At 71.7% G+C, this 26,619-nt stretch carries 23 protein-coding genes; 21 read left to right on the forward strand and 2 right to left on the reverse strand.

Features of this window, described 5'->3' with window-relative positions; genetic code table 11:
• Window positions 1-138: 138 nt before the first annotated feature.
• The 10 genes from J7E97_RS23960 (at window position 139) to J7E97_RS24005 (ending at window position 11,567) form a co-directional block, all read left to right on the forward strand.
• A complete protein-coding gene (locus J7E97_RS23960; RefSeq protein ID WP_215030942.1) occupies window positions 139-849 on the forward strand; it encodes an enhanced serine sensitivity protein SseB in 711 nt (236 codons plus the stop codon).
• A 67-nt stretch (window positions 850-916) separates the two neighbouring features.
• The gene (locus J7E97_RS23965; RefSeq protein WP_215030892.1) at window positions 917-1,657 is read left to right on the forward strand and encodes an enhanced serine sensitivity protein SseB C-terminal domain-containing protein; all 741 of its coding nucleotides are present in this window, start codon (window positions 917-919) and stop codon (window positions 1,655-1,657) included.
• Window positions 1,658-2,183: 526 nt separating this feature from the next.
• Window positions 2,184-3,176, forward strand: coding sequence for an ABC transporter permease (locus J7E97_RS23970; protein WP_215030895.1), 993 nt, complete (start codon window positions 2,184-2,186; stop codon window positions 3,174-3,176).
• Window positions 3,177-3,270: 94 nt separating this feature from the next.
• Window positions 3,271-4,986 carry an ABC transporter substrate-binding protein gene (locus tag J7E97_RS23975; RefSeq protein WP_374224222.1) on the forward strand — a complete coding sequence of 572 codons (1,716 nt, stop codon included), beginning with the start codon at window positions 3,271-3,273 and terminating at the stop codon, window positions 4,984-4,986.
• 198 nt (window positions 4,987-5,184) lie between these two features.
• Window positions 5,185-6,186, forward strand: coding sequence for an ABC transporter permease (locus J7E97_RS23980; protein ID WP_215030901.1), 1,002 nt, complete (start codon window positions 5,185-5,187; stop codon window positions 6,184-6,186).
• 41 nt (window positions 6,187-6,227) lie between these two features.
• The gene (locus J7E97_RS23985; RefSeq protein WP_374224223.1) at window positions 6,228-7,358 is read left to right on the forward strand and encodes an ABC transporter ATP-binding protein; all 1,131 of its coding nucleotides are present in this window, start codon (window positions 6,228-6,230) and stop codon (window positions 7,356-7,358) included.
• Entirely contained in the window at window positions 7,355-8,470 is a 1,116-nt protein-coding gene (locus tag J7E97_RS23990) for an ABC transporter ATP-binding protein (RefSeq protein WP_215030904.1), read from the forward strand. Before J7E97_RS23985 ends, J7E97_RS23990 begins: the two co-directional genes overlap by 4 nt.
• A gap of 132 nt (window positions 8,471-8,602) precedes the next feature.
• A complete protein-coding gene (locus J7E97_RS23995; RefSeq protein WP_215030907.1) occupies window positions 8,603-9,259 on the forward strand; it encodes a trimeric intracellular cation channel family protein in 657 nt (218 codons plus the stop codon).
• A gap of 140 nt (window positions 9,260-9,399) precedes the next feature.
• The gene (locus J7E97_RS24000; protein WP_215030910.1) at window positions 9,400-10,260 is read left to right on the forward strand and encodes a thioesterase family protein; all 861 of its coding nucleotides are present in this window, start codon (window positions 9,400-9,402) and stop codon (window positions 10,258-10,260) included.
• 143 nt (window positions 10,261-10,403) lie between these two features.
• Window positions 10,404-11,567, forward strand: a complete 1,164-nt coding sequence (locus J7E97_RS24005) for a cysteine desulfurase family protein (protein WP_215030913.1) — start codon at window positions 10,404-10,406, stop codon at window positions 11,565-11,567.
• A 42-nt stretch (window positions 11,568-11,609) separates the two neighbouring features.
• Here J7E97_RS24005 and J7E97_RS24010 read toward each other — a convergent pair whose 3' ends face one another.
• The gene (locus J7E97_RS24010; protein WP_215030916.1) at window positions 11,610-12,323 is read right to left on the reverse strand and encodes an N-acetylmuramoyl-L-alanine amidase; all 714 of its coding nucleotides are present in this window, start codon (window positions 12,321-12,323) and stop codon (window positions 11,610-11,612) included.
• Between the two features lie 69 nt (window positions 12,324-12,392).
• On the opposite strand from J7E97_RS24010, the gene mnmA reads away from it, so the two are divergent.
• On the forward strand, window positions 12,393-13,529 hold the full coding sequence (mnmA, locus tag J7E97_RS24015) for a tRNA 2-thiouridine(34) synthase MnmA (RefSeq protein WP_215030918.1): 1,137 nt from the start codon (window positions 12,393-12,395) through the stop codon (window positions 13,527-13,529).
• Window positions 13,530-13,589: 60 nt separating this feature from the next.
• On the opposite strand, the gene J7E97_RS24020 is transcribed toward mnmA, so the two are convergent.
• A complete protein-coding gene (locus J7E97_RS24020; RefSeq protein WP_215030920.1) occupies window positions 13,590-14,516 on the reverse strand; it encodes an NADP-dependent oxidoreductase in 927 nt (308 codons plus the stop codon).
• A gap of 115 nt (window positions 14,517-14,631) precedes the next feature.
• On the opposite strand from J7E97_RS24020, the gene J7E97_RS24025 reads away from it, so the two are divergent.
• From J7E97_RS24025 to gatB, 10 genes are all read left to right on the forward strand, one after another.
• Window positions 14,632-15,690 (forward strand): GlxA family transcriptional regulator, encoded by a 1,059-nt coding sequence (locus tag J7E97_RS24025; protein WP_215030922.1) that lies wholly within the window; start codon window positions 14,632-14,634, stop codon window positions 15,688-15,690.
• 108 nt (window positions 15,691-15,798) lie between these two features.
• Window positions 15,799-16,143 (forward strand): DUF1330 domain-containing protein, encoded by a 345-nt coding sequence (locus J7E97_RS24030; protein WP_215030924.1) that lies wholly within the window; start codon window positions 15,799-15,801, stop codon window positions 16,141-16,143.
• A 122-nt stretch (window positions 16,144-16,265) separates the two neighbouring features.
• Window positions 16,266-16,955 (forward strand): SDR family oxidoreductase, encoded by a 690-nt coding sequence (locus J7E97_RS24035; RefSeq protein ID WP_215030925.1) that lies wholly within the window; start codon window positions 16,266-16,268, stop codon window positions 16,953-16,955.
• Window positions 16,952-17,941 (forward strand): methionine synthase, encoded by a 990-nt coding sequence (locus tag J7E97_RS24040; protein WP_215030927.1) that lies wholly within the window; start codon window positions 16,952-16,954, stop codon window positions 17,939-17,941. Before J7E97_RS24035 ends, J7E97_RS24040 begins: the two co-directional genes overlap by 4 nt.
• Before the next feature lie 31 nt (window positions 17,942-17,972).
• Window positions 17,973-20,183: an NAD-dependent DNA ligase LigA gene (gene ligA, locus J7E97_RS24045; protein ID WP_215030930.1), complete on the forward strand. Its 2,211-nt coding sequence runs from the start codon at window positions 17,973-17,975 to the stop codon at window positions 20,181-20,183.
• A gap of 409 nt (window positions 20,184-20,592) precedes the next feature.
• Window positions 20,593-22,800: a bifunctional diguanylate cyclase/phosphodiesterase gene (locus tag J7E97_RS24050; RefSeq protein ID WP_215030933.1), complete on the forward strand. Its 2,208-nt coding sequence runs from the start codon at window positions 20,593-20,595 to the stop codon at window positions 22,798-22,800.
• 179 nt (window positions 22,801-22,979) lie between these two features.
• The gene (gene gatC, locus J7E97_RS24055) at window positions 22,980-23,276 is read left to right on the forward strand and encodes an Asp-tRNA(Asn)/Glu-tRNA(Gln) amidotransferase subunit GatC (protein ID WP_007266718.1); all 297 of its coding nucleotides are present in this window, start codon (window positions 22,980-22,982) and stop codon (window positions 23,274-23,276) included.
• Window positions 23,276-24,781, forward strand: coding sequence for an Asp-tRNA(Asn)/Glu-tRNA(Gln) amidotransferase subunit GatA (gene gatA, locus J7E97_RS24060; protein ID WP_215030948.1), 1,506 nt, complete (start codon window positions 23,276-23,278; stop codon window positions 24,779-24,781). Before gatC ends, gatA begins: the two co-directional genes overlap by 1 nt.
• A complete protein-coding gene (locus J7E97_RS24065) occupies window positions 24,778-25,023 on the forward strand; it encodes a hypothetical protein (protein ID WP_215030936.1) in 246 nt (81 codons plus the stop codon). The genes gatA and J7E97_RS24065 overlap by 4 nt, the downstream gene beginning before the upstream one ends.
• A gap of 15 nt (window positions 25,024-25,038) precedes the next feature.
• Window positions 25,039-26,547, forward strand: coding sequence for an Asp-tRNA(Asn)/Glu-tRNA(Gln) amidotransferase subunit GatB (gatB, locus tag J7E97_RS24070; protein WP_215030939.1), 1,509 nt, complete (start codon window positions 25,039-25,041; stop codon window positions 26,545-26,547).
• Window positions 26,548-26,619 lie beyond the last annotated feature (72 nt).

Raw genomic sequence — 26,619 nt, forward strand, 5'->3', positions numbered from 1 at the left:
GCACGGGCCGCACGGCCCGCACGGCCCGCGGCGCCGGCTACCGCCCCCCGGCGCCGGACCGGCCCCCGGCGGGCGGTGCGCGGCCGACCGCTAACCTCGGGGCGGACAAGGGTGAGCGGAAGCGAGGCGGAGGCGTACATGTGGCCGGGTAACGAGCTGGAGCGGGTGCTCGGGGCTGCCCTGGGGCAGACGGACGCCGGCGGGCGGATCGTCGAGGTGCTCGGGCGCAGCCACGTGTGGATCCCGCTGCCCGGCGGTGTGGGCAGCCTGAGCCTGCCCACCATGGAGATCAACGGCGCCGCGTACGTGCCCGTCTACACCTCCGAGGAGCAGTTCCGCGCCTGCGCCGGACCCGCCATGGACTTCGCCGTCGCCCCCGCCGTGGACTTCGCCCGCGGCCTGCCCCCGCAGCTCGGCATCGCGCTCAACCCCGAGGGGGCCGTGGGCGCACCGCTGCCCCCGCCCGCCGTCGCGGAGCTCTGCCGCGTGGGCCACAGCCCCCTCGACGGCCCCGGCTCCGGGGGCCGGGTCCGGCTCTTCGAGCCCGACTGGCAGCAGGACCCGGTGGACTTCCTGGCCGCCGCCGCCGAGGAGTTCCGGGCCACCGGAGTGGTCCTGGCAGCGCACCGCTGCCTCGCCAGCGTCGAGGGCGGGGCTCCGGAGCTGTACGTCGGCGTCCAGCTGGTGGGATGGGAGACCGGCATGCGGAACGCCCCGATGGAGGCCCTGGGCCGCGCCCTGGCACGCGTACCGGCGCCCTGGCCTGTGCAGTTGATCCTCCTGGACGCCGCCGAGGACCCGGTCGTCGACTTTATTCGTGAGCGCGTGCGCCCCTTCTACCTCCCGTAGGCACGCTTAAGCTGGTCGCGGACACACGTGGACGACGGGCGGACGAAGAGACGAAGAGGGGTACCGGGTGAGTGCGTCAGGCACGGCCGCGGTCGGGCAGGTCGAGCACATGCTGCGCCAGGTGACTCCCGGGCGCTATGAGAGCTACGAGTCGCTCCTGCACGCCCTCGCCGAGGGCCGGCTGTGGATGCTGCTGTGGCAAGGGCGGCCCGGCTCCCCGGACGCCCAGTACGGCGGCATGGAGGTCGAGAACCTCGGGTACGCGCCCTGCGTGACCTCCCCGCAGGAGCTGGCCGCCAGCGGCTGGAACCGGGGCTACGAGGTGGTCACCGGCCGGGACATCGCCCGCGCCCTCTACCCCGACCGCTGGGGGCTGTGGCTCAATCCCCACGCCCAGGGCGGCGGTGTCGGCATCCCCTGGGCCGACCTGCGCCGGATCGCCACCGGCCTGGACCGGATGCCGGCCGGGCCGCTGCGCCTCGGCGAGCCCGCCCTGGAGCTCCCGCAGTTCTACGGGCTGCTCACGCAGCACGCGCACCGCACGCCCGCCGTCCGCTCGCTGCGCCGTGCCTGGGTGCAGCCCGCGCTCGGGTCCCCGTACCTCGCCGTCGGGCTCGACCTGTACGACGCCTCCGCGCCCGCGCTGGAATCCGTGCGGGAGATGATGCGCCAGTCGATCGGCGTGGTCCCCGAGGGCGTGCCCGTGTGCACGGTCGCGCTCGCGGACGAGCACGATCCCGTGGCGATGTGGCTCCGGGCGCAAGCCCGGCCCTTCTACGACCGCGAGGGACAGGCGCCCGCGTACTGAGACATCGGTATCAAGCCATTCGGGGCCGCATGGAACAGTCGTTCCGTGCGGCCTTTGCGTTGTCCTGATTTCGCCGCTGATGTACGCCCCATAGGCGCGTGAGTGCGCCGAGTTGGGTGTCATGTCCGGTTCCGTACCGAACGGACGGTCTTGCTCCGCTGAGGTGGCAGCGAAGTCCGGATAACGGGAACTCGACCCTCACATCACGGTTACGCATCCATTCACCTGCGGGTCTGGCGGCTGATCGAGCGCCCGATGAAGACTCCCCACCCAAGAGCAGGTCAGTCCTCCCGGAGGCGGACTTGCCACGGGAAATCGGCTTGTCGTTTCGCACGGCATCACGCGCACCACCAGCTACGCCAGTACCGCAACACCGCACCGCACGGCATCGAGTGCGCCTCCCGCGCACTCGGGCCTCCCGCACTTCTTCCAGCACTCCGCACTCCGAGCGCCACTCCGCACCAACGCCGCCACAGCGGCGGGCATGGGCCGGCCCACCCGTCGGCCGAGAGGGGTCCCCACCACGATGACGGCACCACTGCACGACACGAGCGCGGAGACTCCCGCACCCGTGTCCGTAGCCGACGTCCCAGCCAAGGCCATCGAAGGCCGCTCGCCCGGCCGCATCGCCTGGATGCGGCTCAAGCGCGACAAGGTCGCGCTGACGGGCGGCGTGGTCGTGATCTTCCTGATCCTGGTGGCGGTCTTCGCCCCGCTGATCGTGAGCCTGCTGGGCCACCCGCCCAACGAGTTCCACGAAGATCTCCTCGACCCGGAATTCGGCACACCGCTCGGATCCTTCGGCGGCATCAGCCCCGACTACCTGCTGGGTGTCGAACCGACCAACGGGCGCGACGTGTTCAGCCGGATCGTCTTCGGCGCCCGCATCTCCCTGGTCGTCGCGTTCCTCGCAGCCTTCGTCTCCGTCGTCCTCGGCAGCCTGCTGGGCGCCCTGGCCGGTTTCCTCGGCGGCTGGGTCGACGGCCTCATCAGCCGCACGATGGACCTGCTGCTGGCCTTTCCGCAGCTGCTGTTCACCATCTCCCTGGTCTCCGTGGTCCCCAACTCCCTCTGGGGCTTCACCGGTTCCGGCGTCCGCATGGGCGTGCTCGTCGTCGTCATCGGCTTCTTCGGGTGGCCGTACATCGGCCGCATCGTGCGCGGCCAGACGATCTCGCTGCGCGAACGCGAGTACGTCGAGGCGGCGCGCAGCCTGGGCGCCGGCCGCGGCTACATCCTGATCAAGGAGCTGCTGCCGAACCTGTTCGCGCCGATCCTCGTCTACACGACGCTGATCATCCCGACGAACATCCTGACGGAGGCGGCCCTCAGCTTCCTCGGTGCCGGCGTCAAGCCGCCCACCGCCTCCTGGGGAAAGATGCTGTCGGATGCCATCCCCATCTACCAGGACGACCCCATGTACATGGTGGTCCCCGGTATGACGATCTTCATCACCGTCCTGGCGTTCAACCTCTTCGGGGACGGGCTGCGCGACGCACTCGATCCCAAGGGCAGCTGAACCGCTTCAAGGATTCACCCACCTATGGAGGTTGAACAACGTGATCCGCAGAAAGAAGGCGCTCGCGATCACCGCGGTGGTCGCTGCCCTGTCGATGTCCGCAGCAGCGTGCGGCGGTGACGACGACAAGAAGCCGTCCGAGGGCAAGCCCGCCGCCGGCGCCACCGGCTTCAACGCCGCCACCACCGGCATCGTGAACCCGTCGACCACCAAGGGCGGAGAGCTCAAGCTCTGGTCGCCCCAGGACGTCGACTACCTCGACCCGGCGCGCGCGTACTACGGCTTCGTGTGGAACCTGCAGCGGCTCTACATCCGCCAGCTGTTCGCGTACGACAGCAAGCCGGGCGCCGCGGGCACCAAGCTGGTCCCGGACCTCGCCGCGGCCGACCCGGTCCTGAGCAACGACGGCAAGGCCTACACCGTCAAGATCAAGGACGGCGTCAAGTTCGAGGACGGCACGCCGATCACCTCGAAGGACTTCAAGTACGGCATCGAGCGCGTCTTCGCGCAGGACGTGCTGTCCGGCGGTCCCACGTACCTGATCGACCTGCTCGACCAGGGCCAGAAGTACCCCGGCCCGTACAAGGACACCGACCCCAACAAGATGGGTCTGAAGTCCGTCGAGACGCCGGACGACAAGACGATCGTCTTCAACCTGGCGAGCGCGAACTCCGACTTCAAGTACCTGCTGGCGATGCCCTCCTCCTCCCCGGTCCCCGCGGCCAAGGACACGGGCGCCACCTACACCAACAAGCCGGTCGCCACCGGTCCTTACAAGGTGTCGGAGTTCACGGCGAGCAAGGGCGCGACCTTCGTCCGCAACGAGAACTGGGACCCGAAGACGGACACGATCCGTACGGGCCTGCCGGACTCGGTCACCTTCACGGTGACCACCAACCCGGACGACATGGACGCGCGTCTGCTCTCCGGTGACATCGACCTCGCGGTCGACGGCACGGGCATGCAGGCCGCCGGCAAGAACAAGGTCCTCAAGGACGAGGCGCTCAAGGCCAACGCGGACAACCCGTTCACGGGTTACATCCGCTACTTCGCCTTCCCGACGACCGTCGCCCCGTTCGACAACGTCGAGTGCCGCAAGGCCGTCATCTACGCGGCCGACAGCAAGTCGCTGCAGACCGCCCGCGGCGGCCCGACCAGCGGTGACCTCGGCGCGAACATGCTGCCGCCCGGCATCCCCGGCTCCGACAAGGGTTACGACCCGTACGGCCTGACCAAGGGCCTGCCCCAGATCGAGAAGGCCAAGGAGGCCCTCAAGGCCTGTGGCAAGCCGGACGGGTTCACGACCACCATCGCGGTCCGCAACAACCGTGCCCCCGAGGTCAAGTCCGCCGAGTCCCTGCAGGCGGCCCTCGACAAGGTCGGCATCAAGGTCACGATCGACCAGTACGACGGCAAGCTCTCGTCCTCCGTCATCGGTTCGCCGGAGAACGTGAAGGCCAAGGGCTACGGCATCATCGTCATGGGCTGGGGTGCCGACTACAACTCCGGTTCGGGCTTCCTGCAGCCGCTGGTCGACGGGTCGTTCATCCTGCCGAACGGCAACAACAACTACACCGAGATCAACGACCCGGAGATCAACGGGCTGTTCAAGACCGCCGCTGCCGCCGCCACTCCGGAGGCCGCCGCGCCGTTGTACACCCAGATCAACAAGAAGGTCATGGAGAAGGCGCTGTACCTGCCGATCAACTTCGACAAGGCCTTCGTCTACCACAACCCGCGCCTGACCAACGTCTACTTCAACGACTCCCTGGGCAAGATCGACCTTGCCACCCTCGGCGTCATGAAGTAGTCGGTCGCAGCCGCACCACGGTCCCCGAGGCCGCCCGACACGTCCGATCCGTCGGGCGGCCGACCGTACGGCTCGTCAGATTCCAGCTGGTTACGCCTTCACCGCACATGCGCTAGTCCGAAGGGCAGGTGAAGGCCGCAGGCGGCGGTTGTCGTCCCCACAAGGGGCGGCGGCCGTCGGCCCGAGCGGCCGACTGCAGTGCTCGTCTACCTCATACGGCGACTTTTCAACGTCGCCGCAACGCTGCTGGTGGTCTCCGCGGTCACCTTCGGCATCTTCTTCGCGGTCCCGAAGCTGACCGGCAGCGACCCGGCGCTCATGTATGCCGGACGCGAGACCAACGCGACCGCCCTGGCGGGCATCCGGGTCAAGATGGGCTTCGACAAGCCCATCTCCGAGCAGTACCTGATCTTCATGAAGGGCATCTTCACCGGTCGGGACTACGACGGCGGCACCGAGATCACGCACTGTGCGGCCCCGTGCTTCGGCTACTCCTTCAAGACCGAGGTCCCCGTCTGGGACACCATGGTCGACCGCATGCCGGTCACCCTGTCGCTCGCGCTCGGCGCGGCCGTCATCTGGCTGATCGCCGGCGTGGCCACCGGTGTGATCTCCGCGCTCAAGCGCCGGACCGCCGTCGACCGCACCGTCATGGTCGGAGCCCTCGCCGGCGTCTCCCTGCCGATCTTCTTCACCGGCATGGTGGCCCCCGCGGTCTTCGTCTACAGCCTCGGCTGGCTGGACGTCTCCAACTACAGACCGCTCACCGAGGATCCGGGCGCCTGGCTCAACTCCCTGATCCTTCCCTGGGTGACCCTGGCGTTCCTCTTCGCCGCCACCTACGCCCGCATCACCCGCGCCACGATGCTGGAAGTGCTCGGTGAGGACTACATCCGCACCGCCCGCGCCAAGGGGCTCAAGGAGAGCGTGGTCATCCGCAAGCACGCCCTGCGCTCCACCCTGACCCCGGTCGTCACGATGTTCGGCCTCGACCTCGGCGGACTCCTCGGCGGCGCGGTGCTCACTGAGACGACCTTCAACTTCCAGGGTCTGGGGACGGCCGCCGTCGCCGCCATCAGCGCGGGCGACCTCCCGGTCATCATGGGCGTCACCCTGCTCGCCGCGCTCTTCGTGGTGCTGGCCAACTTGATCGTGGACCTGCTGTACGCCGTCATCGACCCGCGCGTGAGGCTGACGTGACCGAGAACCACACCACTGACGCCAAGGCCGCGTCCGCAGCCGTGCCGGGCTCCGCGTCCGGTTCCGCGGCGGCCCCCGCCACCGGCCCCGCCTTCGTGCCCGAGCAGGGCGGGGTGCGGGACCGGGCCTTCCTCTCGGTGCGCGACCTCAAGGTGCACTTCCCGACCGACGACGGCCTGGTCAAGTCCGTCGACGGGCTCTCCTTCGACCTGGAGCGCGGCAAGACCCTCGGCATCGTCGGCGAATCCGGCTCCGGCAAGTCGGTGACCTCGCTCGCGATCATGGGCCTGCACCGCACCGGCCACGTCCGCAACCGCCCGCAGATCTCGGGCGAGGTGGTGCTCGACGGCGAGGACCTGATCAAGGCCGACGACGACCACGTACGCACCCTGCGCGGCCGCAAGATGGCCATGGTCTTCCAGGACCCGCTGTCCGCGATGCACCCGTACTACTCGGTCGGCAAGCAGATCGTCGAGGCCTACCGGACGCACCACGACGTGGACAAGAAGACGGCGCGCAAGCGCGCCGTCGAGATGCTCGACCGCGTCGGCATTCCGGAGCCCCAGCAGCGCGTGGACTCCTACCCGCACGAGTTCTCGGGCGGCATGCGCCAGCGCGCGATGATCGCGATGTCGCTGGTCAACAACCCCGAGCTGCTCATCGCGGACGAGCCGACCACCGCCCTGGACGTCACCGTCCAGGCGCAGATCCTGGACCTGATCCGGGACCTGCAGAAGGAGTTCGGCTCCGCGGTCATCATGATCACGCACGACCTCGGCGTGGTCGCCGAGATGGCCGACGACATCCTCGTGATGTACGGCGGCCGGTGCGTGGAGCGCGGCAGCGCCGAGAAGATCTTCTACGAGCCCCGGCACCCCTACACCTGGGGCCTGCTCGGTTCGATGCCGCGCATCGACCGCGACCAGACCGAGCGCCTCATCCCGGTCAAGGGATCGCCGCCCAGCCTCATCAACATCCCGAGCGGCTGTGCCTTCCACCCGCGCTGCCCGTACGCCGACCTCCCCAAGGGCGGCATCACCCGTACCCAGCGCCCCGAACTGGCCCTGGTCGACGGATCCGCGGACGGTGACGGCCGGCACTGGGCCGCCTGCCACCTCTCCCCGGAGCAGCGGAACCGGATCTGGACCGAAGAGATTGCGCCGAAGCTGTGACCGATAAGAAGAAGACGGAAGCGGGGACGGCCGCGGGCGCGGTCCCGGCACAGGCGGACTCGTCCCCCGAACCGCTGCTGAAGGTGACCGGCCTGGTCAAGCACTTCCCCATCACCAAGGGGCTGCTGCGCCGCCAGGCCGGGGCCGTGAAGGCCGTCGACGGCATCGACTTCGAGGTCTACCCCGGTGAGACCCTCGGCATCGTCGGCGAGTCCGGCTGCGGCAAGTCCACCATGGGCCGGCTGATCACGCGGCTGCTCGAACCGACGGACGGCAAGGTCGAGTTCGAGGGCAAGGACATCACGCACCTGAGCGTCAGCGGCATGCGCCCGCTGCGGCGCGACGTGCAGATGATCTTCCAGGACCCGTACGGCTCGCTGAACCCCCGGCACACGGTGGGCACCATCGTCGGCGCGCCGTTCAAGCTCCAGGGCGTCCAGCCCGAGGGAGGCCTCAAGGCGGAGGTGCAGCGACTGCTCTCCCTGGTGGGCCTCAACCCGGAGCACTACAACCGCTACCCGCACGAGTTCTCCGGCGGCCAGCGCCAGCGCATCGGCATCGCGCGGGCGCTCGCGCTCAAGCCAAAGCTGGTCGTCGCGGACGAGCCGGTCTCGGCGCTGGACGTGTCGATCCAGGCCCAGGTGGTCAACCTGCTGGACGACCTCCAGCAGGAGCTCGGCCTCACGTACGTGATCATCGCGCACGACCTGTCGGTCATCCGGCACGTCTCGGACCGCATCGCGGTCATGTACCTCGGCAAGATCGTGGAGCTCGCCGACCGCAAGTCCCTGTACGAGGCGCCGATGCACCCGTACACGACCGCGCTGATGTCGGCCGTGCCGGTACCGGACCCGAGGCGGCGCGGCGCGAAGAGCGGCCGCATCCTGCTGAAGGGCGACGTGCCCTCGCCGATCTCGCCGCCGAGCGGCTGCCGCTTCCACACGCGGTGCTGGAAGGCCACGCAGGTCTGCACGGTGCAGGAGCCGCCGCTCGTCGCCCTGAAGACCGGCCACCAGGTGGCCTGCCACCACCCGGAGAACGCCCCCGACCAGGCTCCCGGCGACCCGGCGCTGCCGGGCGCGGCGGACGTGGTGTCCACGGTCGTGGAGTAGCGGGGCAGCCGGGCCGCGCCCGAGCGCCCGGGGCTCCCAGGGTGATCCCCGGGAGTCCCAGGCGCGGCGTGCCGGGGCCGCCGCCGGCCCACCCGTTCGGGCAAGCCGCGAGGCGACCGGCAGAATGGGGCCGTGCTCCACGATCTCTTCCCGCCCGGAATCCAGCACGGCCTGGACCTCGCGGGCATCTTCGTCTTCGCCCTGGCCGGCGCCCTGCTCGCCGTGCGCAAGAACTTCGACGTCTTCGGCATCGTCGTCCTCGCGCTCGTCACCGCCCTCGGCGGCGGCCTCTTCCGGGACATCGTCATCGGCGCGACGCCCGCCGCCGCCTTCAGCGACCTCGGCTTCTTCGTCACGCCCCTGGTCGCCGCCGCGATCGTCTTCTTCCTGCACCCCGAGGTCCAGCGGATCAACCGTGCGATCAACGTCTGCGACGCGGCCGGCCTCGGACTGTTCTGCGTGACGGGCACGACGAAGGCGTACGAGTACGGCCTCGGCCTCACCGCCTGCGCCGCGCTCGGTCTGGCCACGGCCGTCGGCGGGGGCGTGCTGCGCGACGTGCTCGTCAACGAGGTGCCCTCGCTGCTGCGCGACCGCGAGATGTACGCCGTGCCGGCCGTCATCGGAGCCTCGCTGGTGGCGCTCTTCATCAGCTTCGACACCCTGAACGCCCTCACGACGGCCGTCGCGATCGTCACCACCTTCGTGCTCCGGCTCCTGGCCATCCGCTACCACCTGCGGGCGCCGCTCGCGTGGAACCGGCGCTCGGCGGTGGCGGAGGAGCCGTAGGGCGCGACCGGGGGCGCGGCCGACGCGGAGCCGACGCGCAGGCGACGCGGAGCCGACGCGGAGCCGTGAGGCGGAGCCGTGATGAGGCCGCGACGGAAGAAAGCTACCGCTTAGTAGTCATCCCGTTGTACCGTCGTCCCATGTCACACGCAGCTGCCCAGGCCACCATCGGCGACAGCGAGTTCGACCGCGACACCGCCGTCATCGCCCGCGCGGGCGACCCCGGGGTGTACGACGCGGACCTCTCCGCCGGATGGACGATCATCACCGCCGTCAACGGCGGCTACCTCCTGGCCCTCGTCGGCCGCGCCCTGTCGGCGACCCTGCCGCACCCGGACCCGTTCACGGTCTCGGCGCACTACCTGACCTCGTCCGTGCCCGGCCCCGCCGTGATCCGCACCGAGGTCGTACGCGTCGGCCGCACGCTCTCCACCGGCCAGGCCTCGCTCTTCCAGTACGACGAGAACGGCACCGAGATCGAGCGCATCCGCGTCCTCGCCTCGTACGGGGACCTGTCCGCGCTCCCGGACGCCGTCCACACCACGGCCCTCCCGCCGGCCATCCCCGCCTACCAGGACTGCCTCGGCCCCGAGGCCGGCCCGGCCCCGATCCCCGGCAGCTCCGCGATCGTGGACCGGCTCCGGCTGCGGCTGGACCCGGCGACGGCAGGGTGGGCGGTCGGACAGCCGTCGGGCAAGGGCGAGATGCGGTCCTGGTTCGAGCTCGCCGACGGGCGCGACGCGGATCCCCTCTCGCTGCTGCTGGCGGTCGACGCGCTCCCGCCGACCTCGTTCGACCTCGGCCTCGTCGGCTGGACCCCGACCGTGGAACTCACCACCCACGTCCGGCACCGCCCGGCGCCCGGGCCGCTGCGCGTCGCCATCACCACCCGCAACCTCGCGGGCGGCTTCCTGGAGGAGGACGCGGAGGTCTGGGACTCGACGGACCGCCTGGTGGCCCAGTCCCGCCAGCTGGCCCGCGCCCCGCGCACGGTCTCCTGACGCGCCCCTCGCACGGCTCGGCCCCGGCGGGCCTCACCGGCCCCCGGGCAGCGGGTCCGTACAGGACGCGGGCCGCTCCTGCGGGCCGGCCGTGCCCCCGCGCGGGAATCCGCGGCACGGGGGACTCGTAGAATCGCAGGATCATGGCCTACCTCGACCACGCCGCCACCACTCCGATGCTTCCGGAGGCCGCTGCGGCGATGACCGCGCAGTTCGGCGTCACGGGCAACGCGTCCTCCCTGCACGCCGCCGGCCGCCGCGCCCGCCGCACCGTCGAGGAGGCCCGTGAGGCCCTCGCCGAGGCACTCGGAGCCCGTCCGAGCGAGGTGGTCTTCACCGCGGGTGGCACGGAGGCCGACAACCTCGCCGTCAAGGGGCTCTACTGGGCCCGCCGCGACGCCGACCCCGCCCGGACCCGGATCCTCGCCAGCCCCGTGGAGCACCACGCCGTCCTCGACGCCGTGCACTGGCTCGCGGAGCACGAAGGGGCCCGCGTCGACTACCTCCCCGTCGACCGCTACGGCCGCGTCCACCCCGAGGCCTTCCGCGAAGCGATCGCGCGGAACCCCGGGGACGTCGCCCTCGCCACCGTCATGTGGGCCAACAACGAGATCGGCACCGTCATGCCGGTCGAGGAACTGGCCGCCATCGCGGCCGAGTCCGGCATCCCCTTGCACTCCGACGCCGTCCAGGCCTTCGGCCAGCTCGACGTCCGCTTCGGCGGCAGCGGCCTCGCCGCCATGACCGTCAGCGGCCACAAGGTCGGCGGGCCGTACGGGATCGGCGCGCTGCTGCTCGGCCGCGACCAGAGCCCCGTACCCGTCCTGCACGGCGGCGGCCAGGAGCGGCACGTGCGCTCCGGCACCCTCGACGTCCCGGCGATCGCCGCCTTCGCGGTGGCCGCCGTGCTCGCCGCCGAGCGGCGCGAACGCTTCGCCGCCGAGATCGGCGCGCTGCGCGACGAGCTCGTCGCCGCCGTGCTCCGCGAGGTCCCGGACGCGGTCCTGGGCGGCGACCCCGTCGGCCGGCTTCCCGCCAACGCCCACTTCAGCTTCCCCGGCTGCGAGGGCGACTCCCTGCTGCTGCTCCTCGACGCCCAGGGCATCGAGTGCTCCACGGGCTCGGCCTGCACGGCGGGCGTGGCCCAGCCCAGCCACGTCCTGCTGGCCACCGGCACGGACCCCCAACTCGCCCGCGGCACCCTGCGCTTCTCCCTCGGCCACACGTCCACGAAGGCCGATGTCGACGCGGTGGCCGCCGCCATCGGCCCGGCCGTGGCCCGCGCCCGCACGGCGGGCCTCAGCTAGTGGCCGGGGGCCTCGGCGAGCGGCGCCTGCGACCCGTGGGCCTCAGCCGGCGGCGCCGCCGACCGCCTCGCCGACCATGCGGAGGTAGCGGTCCCAGTCCCAGTGGCGGCCCGGGTCCGTGTGGTCGGCGCCCGGGACCTCGGAGTGGCCCACGATGTGTTTGCGGTCCGCCGGTATGCCGTACCGCCGGCAGACGTCGGCGGCGAGCCGCGCCGAGGCCCCGTACATCGCGTCCGTGAAGTCCTGCGGGCGGTCCACGAAACCGACGTGCTCGATGCCGACGCTGCGCTCGTTCATGGAGCGGTTGCCGGAGTGGAACGCGACATCGAGCTCGCGCACCATCTGCTCTATGTGACCGTCCTGGCCGACTATGTAGTGCGCCGACGCCCGGTGGAACGGATTCTTGAAGGCGTCCACCGAGGACGCGAAGCTGCCCTGTGTGACATGCACGACGATCCGGTCCACCCGGTAGTCGGCGGGCCGGTCCGCCAGCCGCCAGTTCGCCGGCGAGGCCGCCGTCCATCCCGCCCCGACGTGGTCGAGCTCACCTTCCTCGCGCGGCTTGGACACCCCGGGCACCAGCCACCAGGCCCGGCCGACCTCGTCCCGCCCCGCGACCGCCGCCACCGCGACGACCCCGAGCCCGCCGAACAGCAAGGCCCTGCGGGTCCGCCCCGGCCGCCGCGCTCCCGCCGCGCCCTTGGTCCCCGTGGCCGCCTTGGCGCCCGTAGCACCCCTGTCGCCCTTGCTTCCCATGGCTCTGCACCCCCCTGACCCGATAACGCGCTGTGGCCCGGCGCGGTTCCCCGTACCCTGGACGGTGCCATGACTGAGAACCTCCCGAGCAGCCCCCGCCCCCTGCGCATCCTGGCCGCCATGTCCGGCGGCGTGGACTCCGCCGTCGCCGCGGCCCGTGCCGTCGAAGCCGGACACGACGTGACCGGTGTCCACCTCGCGCTCTCCGCGAATCCACAGTCCTTCCGGACCGGCGCCCGCGGCTGCTGCACGATCGAGGACTCCCGCGACGCCCGCCGCGCCGCCGACGTCATCGGCATCCCGTTCTACGTCTGGGACCTCGCCGAACGCTTCCGCGAGGACGTGGTCGAGGACTTCATCGCCGAGTACGAGGCCGGACGCACGCCGAACCCGTGCCTGCGCTGCAACGAGAAGATCAAGTTCGCGGCGCTGCTCGACAAGGCCCTCGCCCTCGGCTTCGACGCCGTCTGCACCGGCCACTACGCCACCGTCGTCCTGAACGACGACGGCACCCGCGAGCTGCACCGCGCCTCGGACATGGCCAAGGACCAGTCGTACGTCCTCGGCGTCCTCGACGAGAAGCAGCTCGCCCACGCGCTCTTCCCGCTCGGCGACACGCTCACCACCAAGGACGAGATCCGCGCCGAGGCCGAGGAGCGCGGCCTGGCCGTCGCGAAGAAGCCCGACAGCCACGACATCTGCTTCATCGCCGACGGCGACACCCAGGGCTTCCTCGCCGGCCGGCTCGGCAAGGCCGAGGGCGACATCGTCGACGAGGCCACCGGAGAGAAGGTCGGCACCCACGAGGGCGCCTTCGGCTTCACCATCGGCCAGCGCAAGGGCCTGCGGATCGGCCACCCGGCCCCCGACGGCAAGCCGCGCTACGTCCTCGACATCTCCCCGGTGAAAAACACCGTCACCGTCGGCCCCGTCGAAGCCCTCGACGTCACGGGCCTCACCGCGATCCGCCCCCGCTGGTGCGGCTCCAGCCCCGCCGCCCCCGGTACGTACACCGCGCAGCTGCGCGCCCACGGCGGCGAGAGCGAGGTCTTCGCCGAGCTGGTCGACGGCGAACTGCGCGTCTCCTTCACCGAGCCGGTCCGCGGCGTCGCTCCGGGCCAGGCGATCGTCCTCTACGACGGCACGCGCGTGGTCGGCTCCGCCACCATCGCCACGACCACCCGGGCCACCGCCGCGACGGTCTAGTGCTGTGACGGGCAGGCCGGGCCGGGGCCCCGGCCCCGCTCCCGCGAGGCCGGGGCCCGTTCAGGCCACCGTCAGGACGATCTTGCCGGTGGTGCGGCCGCGTTCGCCGATCCCGTGCGCCTTCGCGGCCTCGGCCAGCGGCAGCACCGTGTCGATCTCGGGCCGCAGGCGGCCGTCCGCCACCAGGGCCGCGACGGCCTTGAGGCCCGCGTAGTCCGGCTCCACCAGGGTCCAGCCGGTGTGCACGCCGGGCGCGTGCGCCGGTACGTCGTCCGGGCTCGGCAGGGTCACGAGGTGCCCGCCGGGCCGCAGCACCGCCAGCGAGCGCTGCCCGTAGTCCCCGCCGACGGAGTCCAGCACGATGTCGACGTCTTCGCCGAGGGCCCCGGCGAAGTCGGTGGAGCGGTAGTCGATCAGCTCGTCGGCGCCCAGCGAGCGCAGCAGCTCGTGCTTGCCCGCGCTGGCCGTGCCGATCACGTACGCCCCGTACGCCTTGGCGATCTGCACCGCGAGGTGGCCCACGCCGCCCGCCGCCGCGTGGATCAGCACCCGCTGCCCGGCGGTGAGTCCCGCCGTGTCGATCAGCGCCTGGTAGGCGGTCAGGGCCGCCAGCGGCAGGGCGGCCGCGCCGGTGTGGTCGATGTTCCCGGGCTTGCGGACGAAGTGCCGGGCCGGACCGGTCACGTACTCGGCGTACGCGCCGGCCTGGTGCGGGAAGCGCGGCATGCCGAAGACCTCGTCGCCGGGCTGGAACAGGGTCACGCCGGGGCCCACCGCCTCGACCGTGCCCGAGACGTCCCAGCCGACGGCCGGGACCGCAGCCCAGGAGATCAGCCCGCCGCTGGCGCGGGTCTTCCAGTCGACCGGGTTCACGCCCGCCGCGCGCACCCGCACCAGGATCTCGGCGGGTCCGGGCTCGGGCCGCTCCAGCTCGGTCTCGGTGAGCACTTCGGGTCCGCCCCACTGGCTGACGACGACGGCACGCATGGATGTCTCCTCTGATCGGGCCCCGCGGTGGTCGCTGCGCCTCGTCCCACCAGCCTGGCCGGACGCGCCGCCCCGTGGTGCTGGCCGGACGGCCACCATCTGACAGGATCTGGCCATGCAGGTTCCAGCCATGCCCCCGGCCCCGTCCCACGCGCCCGCCCCCGCCCCCGCGTCCACCACCGCCTCGCCGACCCCGCACCGCGTCGCCGTACTCGCCCTCGAAGGAGTGCCGCCCTTCGAGCTCGGCATCCCCTCCCGGGTCTTCGGCAACGCCCTCGACGAGGACGGCCGAGCGCTCTACGAGGTGACCGTCTGCACCGCCGACGGCGCGCCCGTGAGCAGCGACGCCGGGTTCACCGTCGGGGTCTCGGCCGGCCCCGAGGCGCTGGCGGCCGCCGACACCGTGGTCGTCCCGCCCACCCACGCCATGGACGAGCTGATCGAGGGCGCGCCGCTGCCCCAGAAGCTCGTGGACGCCCTCGCCGCGATCCGGCCCGGCACCCGGATCGTCTCCATCTGCACCGGCTCCTACGTCCTCGCCGCTGCCGGGCTGCTCGACGGGCGGCCCGCGACCACGCACTGGCTGCACGCGCCCGAGTTCCAGCGGGCCTTCCCGCGGGTCCGGCTCGACGAGGAGGTGCTCTTCGTCGACGACGGCGACATCCTGACCTCGGCGGGCGTCGCCGCCGGCGTCGACCTCTGCCTGTACCTGATCCGGGGCGACCACGGCACCGCCGTCGCCAACCGCGCCGCGCGCCTGTGCGTCGTACCGCCGTGGCGCGACGGCGGCCAGGCCCAGTACATCGACCGTCCCGTGCCCGAACCCACGGTCGCCGCCACCACCGCCACCCGCGCCTGGGCCCTGGAACGCCTCGCCGAGCCGATCGCGCTCGCCGAGCTGGCCGCCCACGCGCGCATGAGCCTGCGCACCTTCACCCGGCGGTTCCGCGACGAAGTGGGCATGACCCCCGTGCAGTGGCTCACCGGCCACCGCCTGGAGGTGGCACGCCACTTGCTGGAGTCCAGCGACCTGCCCGTCGACCTGGTCGCCCACCGCTCGGGCTTCGGCTCCGCCAACTCGCTGCGCCAGCACATGCGAACGGCGCTCGGCGTCTCCCCCCTCGCCTACCGTCGCACCTTTCGCCCCAACTCCGCTTCGGCCACATCTGGTTGACCCGCCCGCCGATGACCCCGGAGGTAATCGCCTCCGGGGCCGCCGGCGGGCAGGATCGGACCGACAAGCCGATCCCGCAGGCAAGAGGCACGGAAGACGAGGCCCGAGATGACCGCCTACGCCATCGCCCACATATGCCCCGAGACCATGAACGAGGACGTCCTGCGCTACATCGAGGAGATCCAGGCCACTATGGACCCCTTCGAGGGCCGCTTCCTGGTCCACGGCCGGCAGGTCGAGGTCATGGAGGGCGTCTGGCCCGGCACGATCGTCATGATCGCCTTCCCGGACCTCGAAGGCGCCCGCGCCTGGTACGCCTCGCCCGCCTACCGGGCGCTGATCCCGCTGCGCGCGAACCACATCGCGGGAGACGTCATCCTCGTCGACGGCGTCCCCGCCGACTACGACGCCTCGAAGACGGCCGCCGCCCTGCGCGAGGCGGCCGGCCTCTGACACCGGGCCGCGCCCCCGGTGGCCGGGGGCCCGCCGCGACCGGGGCCCCGCCGCGGCGACCGGGTCCGGCCCGGGGGCCCAGCCGGTAGGGCCGTCCGGGGCCGGGGTGCGAGCATGGCCGCATGGCTACTCACCTGATCACCGGCGCCGGCTCCGGCATCGGCGCCGCCGTCGCGAACCGGCTGCACGCCCGTGGCGACGACCTCGTCCTGCTCGCCCGCGACGCGGCCCGCGCCAAGCAGCTCACCGAGCGCTACCCCGGATCCCGTGCGCTCGTCGGCGACCTCGCCGACCCCGACCGGCTCTCCTGGGCCTTCTCCAAGCAGGCCATCCCGGAGCGCATCGACTCCCTCCTGCACATCGCCGGGATCGTCGACCTCGGGCCCGTGGGCGAGCTGCGCCCCAAGACCTGGCACCAGCAGCTCAACGTCAACCTCATCGCCCCCGCCGAGGTGACCCGCCTGCTCCTCCCCACCCTGCGCGCCTCGCACACGACCGTGGTCTTCGTGAACTCCGGCGCCGGCCTCGCCGCCCACGCCGAGTGGAGCGCGTACGCCGCCTCCAAGCACGGGCTGAAGGCCCTCGCCGACTCGCTGCGCGAGGAGGAGAAGGAACACGGCATCCGCGTCACCTCCGTCTACCCCGGCCGCACCGCCACCCCGATGCAGGCCAAGGTCCGCTCGCAGGAGGGCGAGTCCTACGACGCCGCCGACTGGATCGACCCCGAGTCCGTCGCGACGACCGTCGTCATGGCCGTCGACCTGCCCCGCGACGCCGTCGTCAGCGACCTCTCCGTCAGGCCCGGCCGATGAGTGCCACCGGCGGAGCCACCGGCATCGGCTCGCTCCCCGGCGGCGACGCGCGCGAAGCCGCCAAGACCGTCACCGGTTCCTTCGAGGAGTTCCCGTACCTCGTCGAGCTGCCCGCCCGGGGGCCCGGCTCCGACATGATCGGCCGTTCCCTCGGGCTGCTCGTGGACATGTACGCGCACGTGGAGCCGAGCGGCTGGCGGATCAGCGACCGGCCCGGCCGCGACAGCAAGCGGGCCCGCTCCTGGCTCGGCGAAGACCTCGACGCCCTGGAGGAGTTCACCCAGGGCTACCGGGGCCGGCTGAAGGTCCAGGCCGTCGGGCCGTGGACGCTCGCGGCCTCGCTGGAGATGCACGGCGGCGAGGCCCTGCTCCAGGACCCGGGCGCCTGCCGCGACCTGGCCGGATCCCTCGCCGAAGGCGTGCGCGAGCACCTGGCCGACGTGCGCAGGCGGATCCCCGGCGCCGAGATCGTCCTCCAGTACGACGAGCCCTCGCTGACGGCGGTCCTGCTCGGCCGGGTGCGCTCCGCCAGCGGCTACCGCACGTACCGCGCCGTCGACCGGCAGGTCGTCGAGGGGACCCTGCGGGACCTGTTCGCCGTCCACGACGGGGAGGTCATCGTCCACTCCTGCGCGCCCGAGGTGCCCTTCGGGCTGCTGCGGCGCGCCGGGGTCTCGGGCGTGTCGTTCGATTTCTCCTTGCTCACCGAGCGCGAGGACGACGCCATCGGGGAAGCCGTCGAAGCGGGTACGAAACTCTTCGCCGGAGTGGTGCCCGCCGTCGACGGCCCGTTGTCGGACCCGGGCGGTAGCGTCATGGGTGTCAGGAAGCTTTGGCGCAGGCTGGGGCTGACCCCGGGGACTCTGGCGGAGTCCGTCGTGGTCACTCCGTCGTGCGGTCTGGCGGGCGCTTCGCCCGCCTACGCGCGCGCGGTCCAGGCGCACTGCGTCAGGGCTGCGAGGTCGCTCGCCGACCACCCTGAGTGATGTATCGAGACGGGCCACGGGAGGACACGGCATGGCAGCCGAACAGAAGCAAGGCAGCGACACGGCCGTACCGGCGGCGGTGCGCGAGCAGCACGCGCTGCTCGCCGAGCAGGTCGAGGAGCACCGCTTCCGGTACTACGTGAACGACCAGCCGGTCGTCAGCGACGCCGAGTTCGACCAGCTGCTGCGCTCGCTGGAGGCGCTGGAGGAGGAGTACCCGGAGCTGCGCACGCCCGATTCGCCCACCCAGAAGGTGGCCGGGGCGTACGCGACGGACTTCGCCTCCGTCGTGCACCGCGAGCGGATGCTCTCCCTCGACAACGCCTTCGACGACGAGGAACTGGCGGCCTGGGCCGAGCGCGTGGCCCGGGACGCCAACACCTGCGACTACCACTACCTCTGCGAGCTGAAGGTGGACGGCCTCGCCGTCAACCTCACCTACGAGAACGGCCGCCTGACCCGCGCCGCCACCCGCGGCGACGGCCGCACCGGCGAGGACATCACGCCGAACGTCCGCACCATCGCCGAGATCCCCGACCGGCTGAAGGGCGACCGGATCCCGGCCCTGGTCGAGATCCGCGGCGAGGTCTACTTCCCGATGGAGAAGTTCGAGGAGCTCAACGCCCGGCTCGTCGAGGCCGAGGGCAAGCCCTTCGCCAACCCGCGCAACGCGGCGGCCGGTTCGCTGCGCCAGAAGGACCCCAAGGTCACCGCGAGCCGCCCGCTGCACATGGTGGTGCACGGCATCGGCGCCCGCGAGGGCCTCGAGATCGAGTACCAGTCGCAGGCGTACGAGCTGCTGCGCGAGTGGGGACTGCCCACCGGCGGGCACAACAAGGTGGTCTCCTCGCTCGAGGAAGTCCGGGATTTCATCGCGTACTTCGGCGAGCACCGGCACTCCGTCGAGCACGAGATCGACGGCGTCGTCGTCAAGCTGGACGAGATCTCCCTCCAGGGCCGGCTCGGCTCCACGGCGCGCGCCCCGCGCTGGGCGATCGCCTGGAAGTACGCGCCCGAGGAGGTCAACACCAAGCTGATCGACATCAAGGTCGGCGTGGGCCGCACCGGGCGCGTGACCCCGTACGCGCAGGTGGAGCCGGTGACGGTGGCGGGCTCGGAGGTCGAGTTCGCGACCCTGCACAACCAGGAGGTCGTCAAGGCCAAGGGCGTGCTCATCGGCGACACCGTCGTGCTGCGCAAGGCGGGCGACGTGATCCCCGAGATCCTCGGCCCGGTGGTGGACCTGCGGGACGGCAGCGAGCGGGAGTTCGTGATGCCGGAGAAGTGCCCCGCGTGCGGGACGGCGCTGCGGCCGATGAAGGAGGGGGACATCGACGTCCGGTGCCCCAACGCCCAGACCTGCCCCGCCCAGTTGCGCGAGCGGCTCTTCTACCTCGGCGGCCGCCAGAGCCTGGACATCGAGAACTTCGGCATGGTGGCGGCGGCCGCGCTGACCGCCCCGCTGGAGCCGTCCCGGCCGCCGCTGCTCGACGAGGGCGATCTCTTCGGCCTGACCATCGAGCAGCTGCTGCCGATCAAGGCGTACGTCCTGGACCCGGACAGCGGGCTGCCCAAGCGGGACCCGAAGACGGGCGAGGAGAAGATCGTCACGGTCTTCGCCAACCAGAAGGGCGAGCCGAAGAAGAACGCCCTGGCGATGCTGGAGAACATCGCGGCCGCCAAGGAGCGTCCGCTCGCCCGCATCATCAACGGCCTGTCGATCCGTCACGTCGGACCGGTCGCGGCGGAGGCCCTCGCCCGCGAGTTCCGGTCGATCGAGCGCATCGAACAGGCCACCGAGGAGGAGCTGACCGCCACGGACGGGGTCGGCGCGATCATCGCCGCCTCCCTCAAGGAGTGGTTCGCCGTCGACTGGCACCAGGAGATCCTGCGCAAGTGGCGGGAGGCCGGGGTCCGGATGGAGGAGGAAGGTTCCGGCGAGGAGGAGGGTCCGCGCCCGCTGGAGGGCCTAACCGTCGTCGTCACCGGAACTTTGCAGAGCCACACCCGGGACGGCGCGAAGGAGGCCCTGCAGAGCCGCGGGGCAAAGGTGACCGGATCCGTGTCGAAGAAGACCTCCTTCGTCGTGGTCGGCGACAACCCCGGCTCCAAGTACGACAAGGCGGTGCAGCTGAAGCTCTCCATCCTCGACGACGCCGGCTTCGCCGTCCTGCTCGAAGAGGGCGCCGACGCGGCCCGCGCGGCCGCGCTCCCGGTGGACGGCGCCCCCGCAGCGGAGTAACGAAGGCGAGCGGATGCACGGCGTGCGGCCGCGGGAGCGGGCGCACGCCAGGCGCGGCGAGCGGTGGCACCCGGCGCCGTCCGGGCCCCCGGCAGGCGGCAATCGGCCGGTACCGGGCCCCCGCAAGGCCGGTACAAGGCTGGTCGTGGGCCCGTGACCTGTCGGATCATCGGATGCGCGGCCGGGGGTCCTGGTCCAAACTCACCCGTTCGGCGGATACCGTACTGATGAGGATGGCTGGGTCGTATTCGGGCAACCGCCGCCGACCGCTGCCCCTGGGTGCCTCCCGCGTCCTACTGTTGAGGGGTGTGCCCGTCGTGCACGGCTGCTTGATGCGCTTCCGGCCGTGATGGCATGACATCGGGGCCATTGCGTGACATCGGCATTGCCGGCTGTGAGAGGGACGGGCATGAAACCCACCGAAAGCGCCGACCCGTCACCAGATTTCGGCGGGGAGCTCCTGTCCATGCGGACGGGACGGTTCGGTGTCCTGGGCACCAGGACACCGGCATCCCGACCGCTCGACACCGGAGCGGGCGACGGCGGAGCGGGACGGCACGCCGCGCTGCCCTTCGTCGTCGTGGCCGTCGCCGCCGGGGTGCTCGCCGCCGGCATCGCCGCCGCGCTGACCGGTCGTCACGCCCTGTTCCCGGGCGGCTCCGTCGGCTGGGCGCTCGCCCTGCTCACCGGCATCATCGTCGGCCACCTCGTCGCCCTCGGCCGCGACCGCTGGTGGGGCGGCACCGGTTCCGGCGCCGCGCTCACCCTCGGCGTCCTCATCCTCTACGGATGGGTCCCCGCCGGCCTCGTCTCGCTCGCCGTCGTCACGCTCGTCGGCGCGGCCCGCCGGCACCGCTGGCGCCAGGGCCTGCTGCACGGCGCCACCGACGTCCTCGGCATCGGCGCGGGCGCGCTCGTACTCGCCGCCTTCGGCGAATCGCCGTCCGTGGAGCAGCCGTGGACGCCCACCCGCTGGGGATTCGACGCGATCCCCGAGGTCATCCTGGTCGCCGTCACGTACCTGCTCGTCACCCGGGTCCTGCTGTGGCTCGCGCTCGCCCCGCACGGCGCAGGACTGCCCACCGTCGCCCGCACCGCGCTGCTGCGCCAGGGCCTGGTGGCCGTCGCCCTCCTCGGCATCGCCCCGCTGATCTGCGCGGTCGCCGAATCCCAGCCGGTCCTGCTGCCGCTCTTCGCCGTACCGCTGATCGCCCTCGACTCCACCCTGTGGATCGCCCGCGCCCGCGCCGAGGAACAGCTGAAGGACCCGCTGACCGGGCTGCCGAACCGGCAGTGGCTGCTGGAGCGCACCTGGACCGCGCTCGACCAGGCCGAACGGCTGGGCACCCGCTCGGCGCTGGTACTGATCGACCTGGACCGCTTCCGCGCGGTCAACGACACCCTCGGCCACCTCGCCGGCGACCGCCTGCTCCTGCAGATCGCGGACCGGCTGCGCCAGGCCCTGCCCCCGGACGCCGAGGCCGCCCGCCTCGGCGGCGACGAGTTCGCCGTCCTGCTCCCCATCGCCGACTCCACCACCAGCGCCCAGCGGGTCGCCCGCCACCTCGTCGCCGAGCTCAGCTCGCCCCTCGACCTGGACGGCCTGACCCTGGTCCTGGAGGCCAGCGCCGGCCTCGCCGTCTACCCCGACCACGCGCTCGACGCCGAGGGCCTGCTGCGCCGCGCGGACGTCGCGATGTACCAGGCGAAGCGGGACCGCACGGGCGTCGAGGTCTACGAGTCCAAGCGCGACAGCAACACCCCCGACCGGCTCGGCCTGCTGGGCGACCTGCGGCGCGCGCTGGACGCGGGCGAGGTGGAACTCCACTACCAGCCCAAGGTCCGCTTCGACGGGCAGGTGGCCGGCCTCGAAGCCCTCGTACGGTGGGTGCACCCGGAGCGCGGGCGGGTCTCCCCGGACGAGTTCATCGCCATCGCGGAGACGTCCGGGCTGATGCCGCACCTGACGGAGTACGTACTGGAGACCGCGCTCGCGCAGGTCGCCCGGTGGCGGGCCCAGGGCCTCAAGGTCCCGGTCGCCGTCAACGTCTCGCCGCGCGACGTCCACACCCCCGGCTTCGCGGGTGCGGTGGCCGCGCGCCTGGCCCGGCACGGGGTCCCGGCGAGCGGGCTGCAGCTGGAGATAACGGAACACGTCCTGCTGGAGGACCCGCAGCGGGCCGCCGACACGATGGCCGGGCTGACCGGCCACGGCGTGAAGATGTCCCTGGACGACTTCGGCACCGGCTACTCCTCCCTCGTCCACCTGCGCCGACTGCCGGTCAGCGAACTCAAGATCGACCGCTCCTTCGTGGCCCGCCTCGCGGTGGACGCCCAGGACGCGGAGATCGTCCGCTGCACGGTGGACCTCGCCCACTCCCTGGGCCTGCTGGTCGTCGCCGAGGGCGTCGAGGACGACGAGACGTGGGAGCGGCTGCGCGACCTCGGCTGCGACGCCGTCCAGGGCTGGCTGGTCGCCGCAGCGATGCCTCCGCAGGAGGCCACGGCCTGGCTGCTGGCCCGCGGCGAGCGCGGCTGGCGCCGCCCGGCGGACATCACGGCGGAACTGGCGGCGGAGGCGGCGGCCGCCGCCGCCCAGACGACCCCGGCCCAGTAGCCCCTGCGACGCTCCCGGCCCCCGATCGGGAGCGGAAACGGGCCCGCGCGGGCACCTCGTACCGCCGCCGCGGGCACCTCGTACCGCCCCCCGCGGGAAACCGTTGCGCCGGGCGGGGGCCGGGCCCCATAGGATTGGGACCGAAACCTACACACTCACCACCCCCAGAGGATCGCTGCATGCCTGGCATCACGCGCGAGGAGGTCGCCCACCTCGCTCGGCTGGCACGTCTGGAGCTGAAGAGCGAAGAGCTCGATCACTTCGCTGGACAGCTCGACGACATCATCGGCGCGGTCGCCCGCGTTTCCGAGGTCGCCGACCAAGACGTCCCGCCGACCTCCCACCCGCTGCCGCTGACGAACGTCATGCGCGCGGACGAGGTCCGTCCGTCGCTCACCCCCGAGCAGGCGCTTTCCGGCGCTCCCGCCCAGGAGCAGCAGCGTTTCAAGGTGCCGCAGATCCTGGGGGAGGACTAATCACCATGACCGACATCAACATCATCAAGCTCACGGCAGCCCAGACCGCCGAGAAGATCGCCTCCGGCGAGCTCACGGCCGTCGAGGTCACCGAGGCCCACCTGGCCCGCATCGAGGCGACCGACGAGAAGGTCCACGCCTTCCTGCACGTCGACCGCGAGGGCGCCCTCGCCCAGGCCCGTGCCGTCGACGCCAAGAAGGCGGCCGGCGAGAAGCTCGGCCCGCTCGCCGGCGTCCCGCTCGCGCTCAAGGACATCTTCACCACCGTCGGGATCCCGACGACCGTCGGTTCGAAGATCCTCGAAGGCTGGATCCCGCCCTACGACGCCACCCTGACGCGCAAGCTGAAGGAAGCCGACGTCGTCATCCTCGGCAAGACCAACATGGACGAGTTCGCCATGGGGTCCTCGACCGAGAACAGCGCCTACGGGCCCACCGGCAACCCCTGGGACCTCACCCGGATCCCCGGCGGTTCCGGCGGCGGCTCGGCGGCCGCGCTCGCCGCCTTCCAGGCGCCGCTCGCTATCGGCACGGACACCGGCGGTTCCATCCGCCAGCCCGCCGCCGTCACCGGCACCGTCGGCGTGAAGCCCACGTACGGCGGCGTCTCCCGCTACGGCATGGTCGCCTTCTCCTCCTCCCTCGACCAGGGCGGTCCCTGCGCCCGCACGGTCCTGGACGCGGCCCTGCTGCACGAGGTCATCGCCGGGCACGACCCGCTCGACTCCACCTCCATCGACGCCCCGGTCCCGCCGGTCGTCGAGGCGGCCCGCAACGGCTCCGTCGCCGGCATGCGCGTCGGCGTGGTCAAGCAGTTCGCCGGCGAGGGCTACCAGGCCGGCGTCGTCCAGCGCTTCAACGAGTCCGTCGCCCTCCTCAAGGAGCTCGGCGCCGAGATCGTCGAGCTGGACTGCCCGTCCTTCGACCTCGCGATGGCCGCGTACTACCTGATCGCGCCGTCGGAGTGCTCCTCCAACCTGGCCCGCTTCGACGCCATGCGCTACGGCCTGCGCGTCGGCGACGACGGCACCAAGTCCGCCGAGGACGTCACCGCCCTGACCCGCGAAGCCGGTTTCGGCGACGAGGTCAAGCGCCGCATCATCCTCGGCACGTACGCGCTCAGCTCCGGCTACTACGACGCGTACTACGGCTCCGCCCAGAAGGTCCGCACGCTCATCACCAAGGACTTCGAGAAGTCCTTCGAGCAGGTCGACGTGATCGTCTCCCCGACCACGCCCACCACCGCCTTCCCGATCGGTGAGCGCACCGACGACCCGCTGGCGATGTACCTCGCGGACCTGTGCACCATCCCGACCAACCTGGCCGGCAACTCCGCCATGTCGCTGCCCTGCGGCCTGGCCCCGGAGGACGGTCTCCCGGTCGGACTGCAGATCATCGCCCCGGCGATGAAGGACGACCGGCTCTACAAGGTCGGTGCCGCCGTCGAGGCGGCCTTCATCGAGCGTTGGGGACACCCGCTGCTTGAGGAGGCACCGTCGCTGTGAGCACCAGTGCACTGTCCAAGGCCAAGGGCTTCAAGAAGTCCAAGACCGGTACGTACCTGTCCATCGGCACCACCGCCTTCGGTGTCCTCGGCGTCGTCAAGCAGGCCAGGAAGGCCCGCACCGAACACGACACGCTGAAGCTGATCGACGCCGTCGTGTCCGCCGCCGCCATCGTCACCGGCCTCGCGATCCTGTACCGCGAGCTCAAGCGTCTCGGCGACGACGACGTCCTGCTGGGCTGAGAGGGAATTTCCACTGTGACTGTCATCGAACTGCTGTCGTACGAGGACGCCCTCGCGTCGTACGACCCCGTCATGGGCCTCGAGGTCCATGTCGAGCTCGGCACGAAGACCAAGATGTTCTGCGGCTGCTCGACCGAGCTGGGCGCCGAGCCCAACTCGCAGACCTGCCCGGTCTGCCTCGGTCTGCCCGGCGCGCTGCCGGTCGTCAACGAGATCGGCATCGAGTCCGCCATCAAGATCGGCCTCGCGCTGAACTGCGAGATCGCCGAGTGGTGCCGCTTCGCCCGGAAGAACTACTTCTATCCGGACATGCCGAAGAACTTCCAGACCTCCCAGTACGACGAGCCGATCGCCTTCAACGGCTTCCTCGACGTCCAGCTGGAGGACGGCGAGATCTTCCGCGTGGAGATCGAGCGCGCCCACATGGAGGAGGACACCGGCAAGTCGCTGCACGTCGGCGGCGCCACCGGCCGCATTCACGGCGCGTCGCACTCGCTGCTGGACTACAACCGCGCCGGCATCCCCCTCATCGAGATCGTCACCAAGCCCATCGAGGGCGCGGGCGTACGGGCCCCCGAGGTCGCCAAGGCGTACGTCGCCGAGCTGCGCGAGGTCATCAAGGCGCTCGGCGTCTCCGAGGCCCGCATGGACAAGGGCCAGATGCGCTGCGACGTCAACCTGTCGCTGCGCCCGACCCCCGAGTCCGAGTTCGGCACCCGCAGCGAGACGAAGAACGTCAACTCGCTGCGCTCCGTCGAGCGCGCCGCCCGCTTCGAGATCCAGCGCCACGCGGCGGTGCTCTCCTCCGGCGGCTCGATCGTGCAGGAGACCCGGCACTTCCACGAGGAGGACGGCTCCACCACGGCCGGCCGCATCAAGGACAACGCCGAGGACTACCGGTACTTCCCGGAGCCCGACCTGGTCCCGATCGCCCCGGCCCGCGACTGGGTCGAGGAGCTGCGTTCCGGCCTGCCGGAGATGCCGCGCGTGCGCCGCAACCGCCTCCTGCTGGAGTGGGGCGTCACCGAGCACGACATGCAGTCGATCCTCAACGCGGGCGCGGTGGACTCCATCGTCGCCACCATCGAGGCAGGCGCCGACTCGGCGGCCGCCCGCAAGTGGTGGATGGGCGAGCTGGCGCGCAACGCCAACGAGCAGGGCGTCGTCGTCGACGAGCTGCCCATCACCCCCGTCCAGGTCGCGCGCGTCGCGGCCCTCGTCGCGGGCGGCGAGCTCAACGACAAGCTGGCCCGCCAGGTCCTCGAAGGCGTCCTCGCCGGTGAGGGCACCCCGGACGAGGTCGTCGAGAAGCGCGGCCTGAAGGTCGTCTCGGACGAGGGCGCGCTCGGCGCGGCCGTGGACGAGGCCATCGCGGGCAACGCGGGCATCGCCGACAAGATCCGCGGCGGCAAGATCGCCGCCGTCGGCGCCCTGGTCGGAGCGGTCATGAAGACCACCCGCGGCCAGGCCGACGCCGCGCGCGTCAAGGAGCTCATCCTGGAGCGCCTGGGCGTCAGCGAGTAGTCGACGCAGTCGCTCCCGTCCGTACGCACGAGGGCCCCGCACCGTTTCGCCGGATGCTGTTGGCTTATTCGG

The sequence above is a fragment of the Streptomyces sp. ISL-66 genome, assembly GCF_018614135.1.
Lineage (GTDB): Bacteria > Actinomycetota > Actinomycetes > Streptomycetales > Streptomycetaceae > Streptomyces.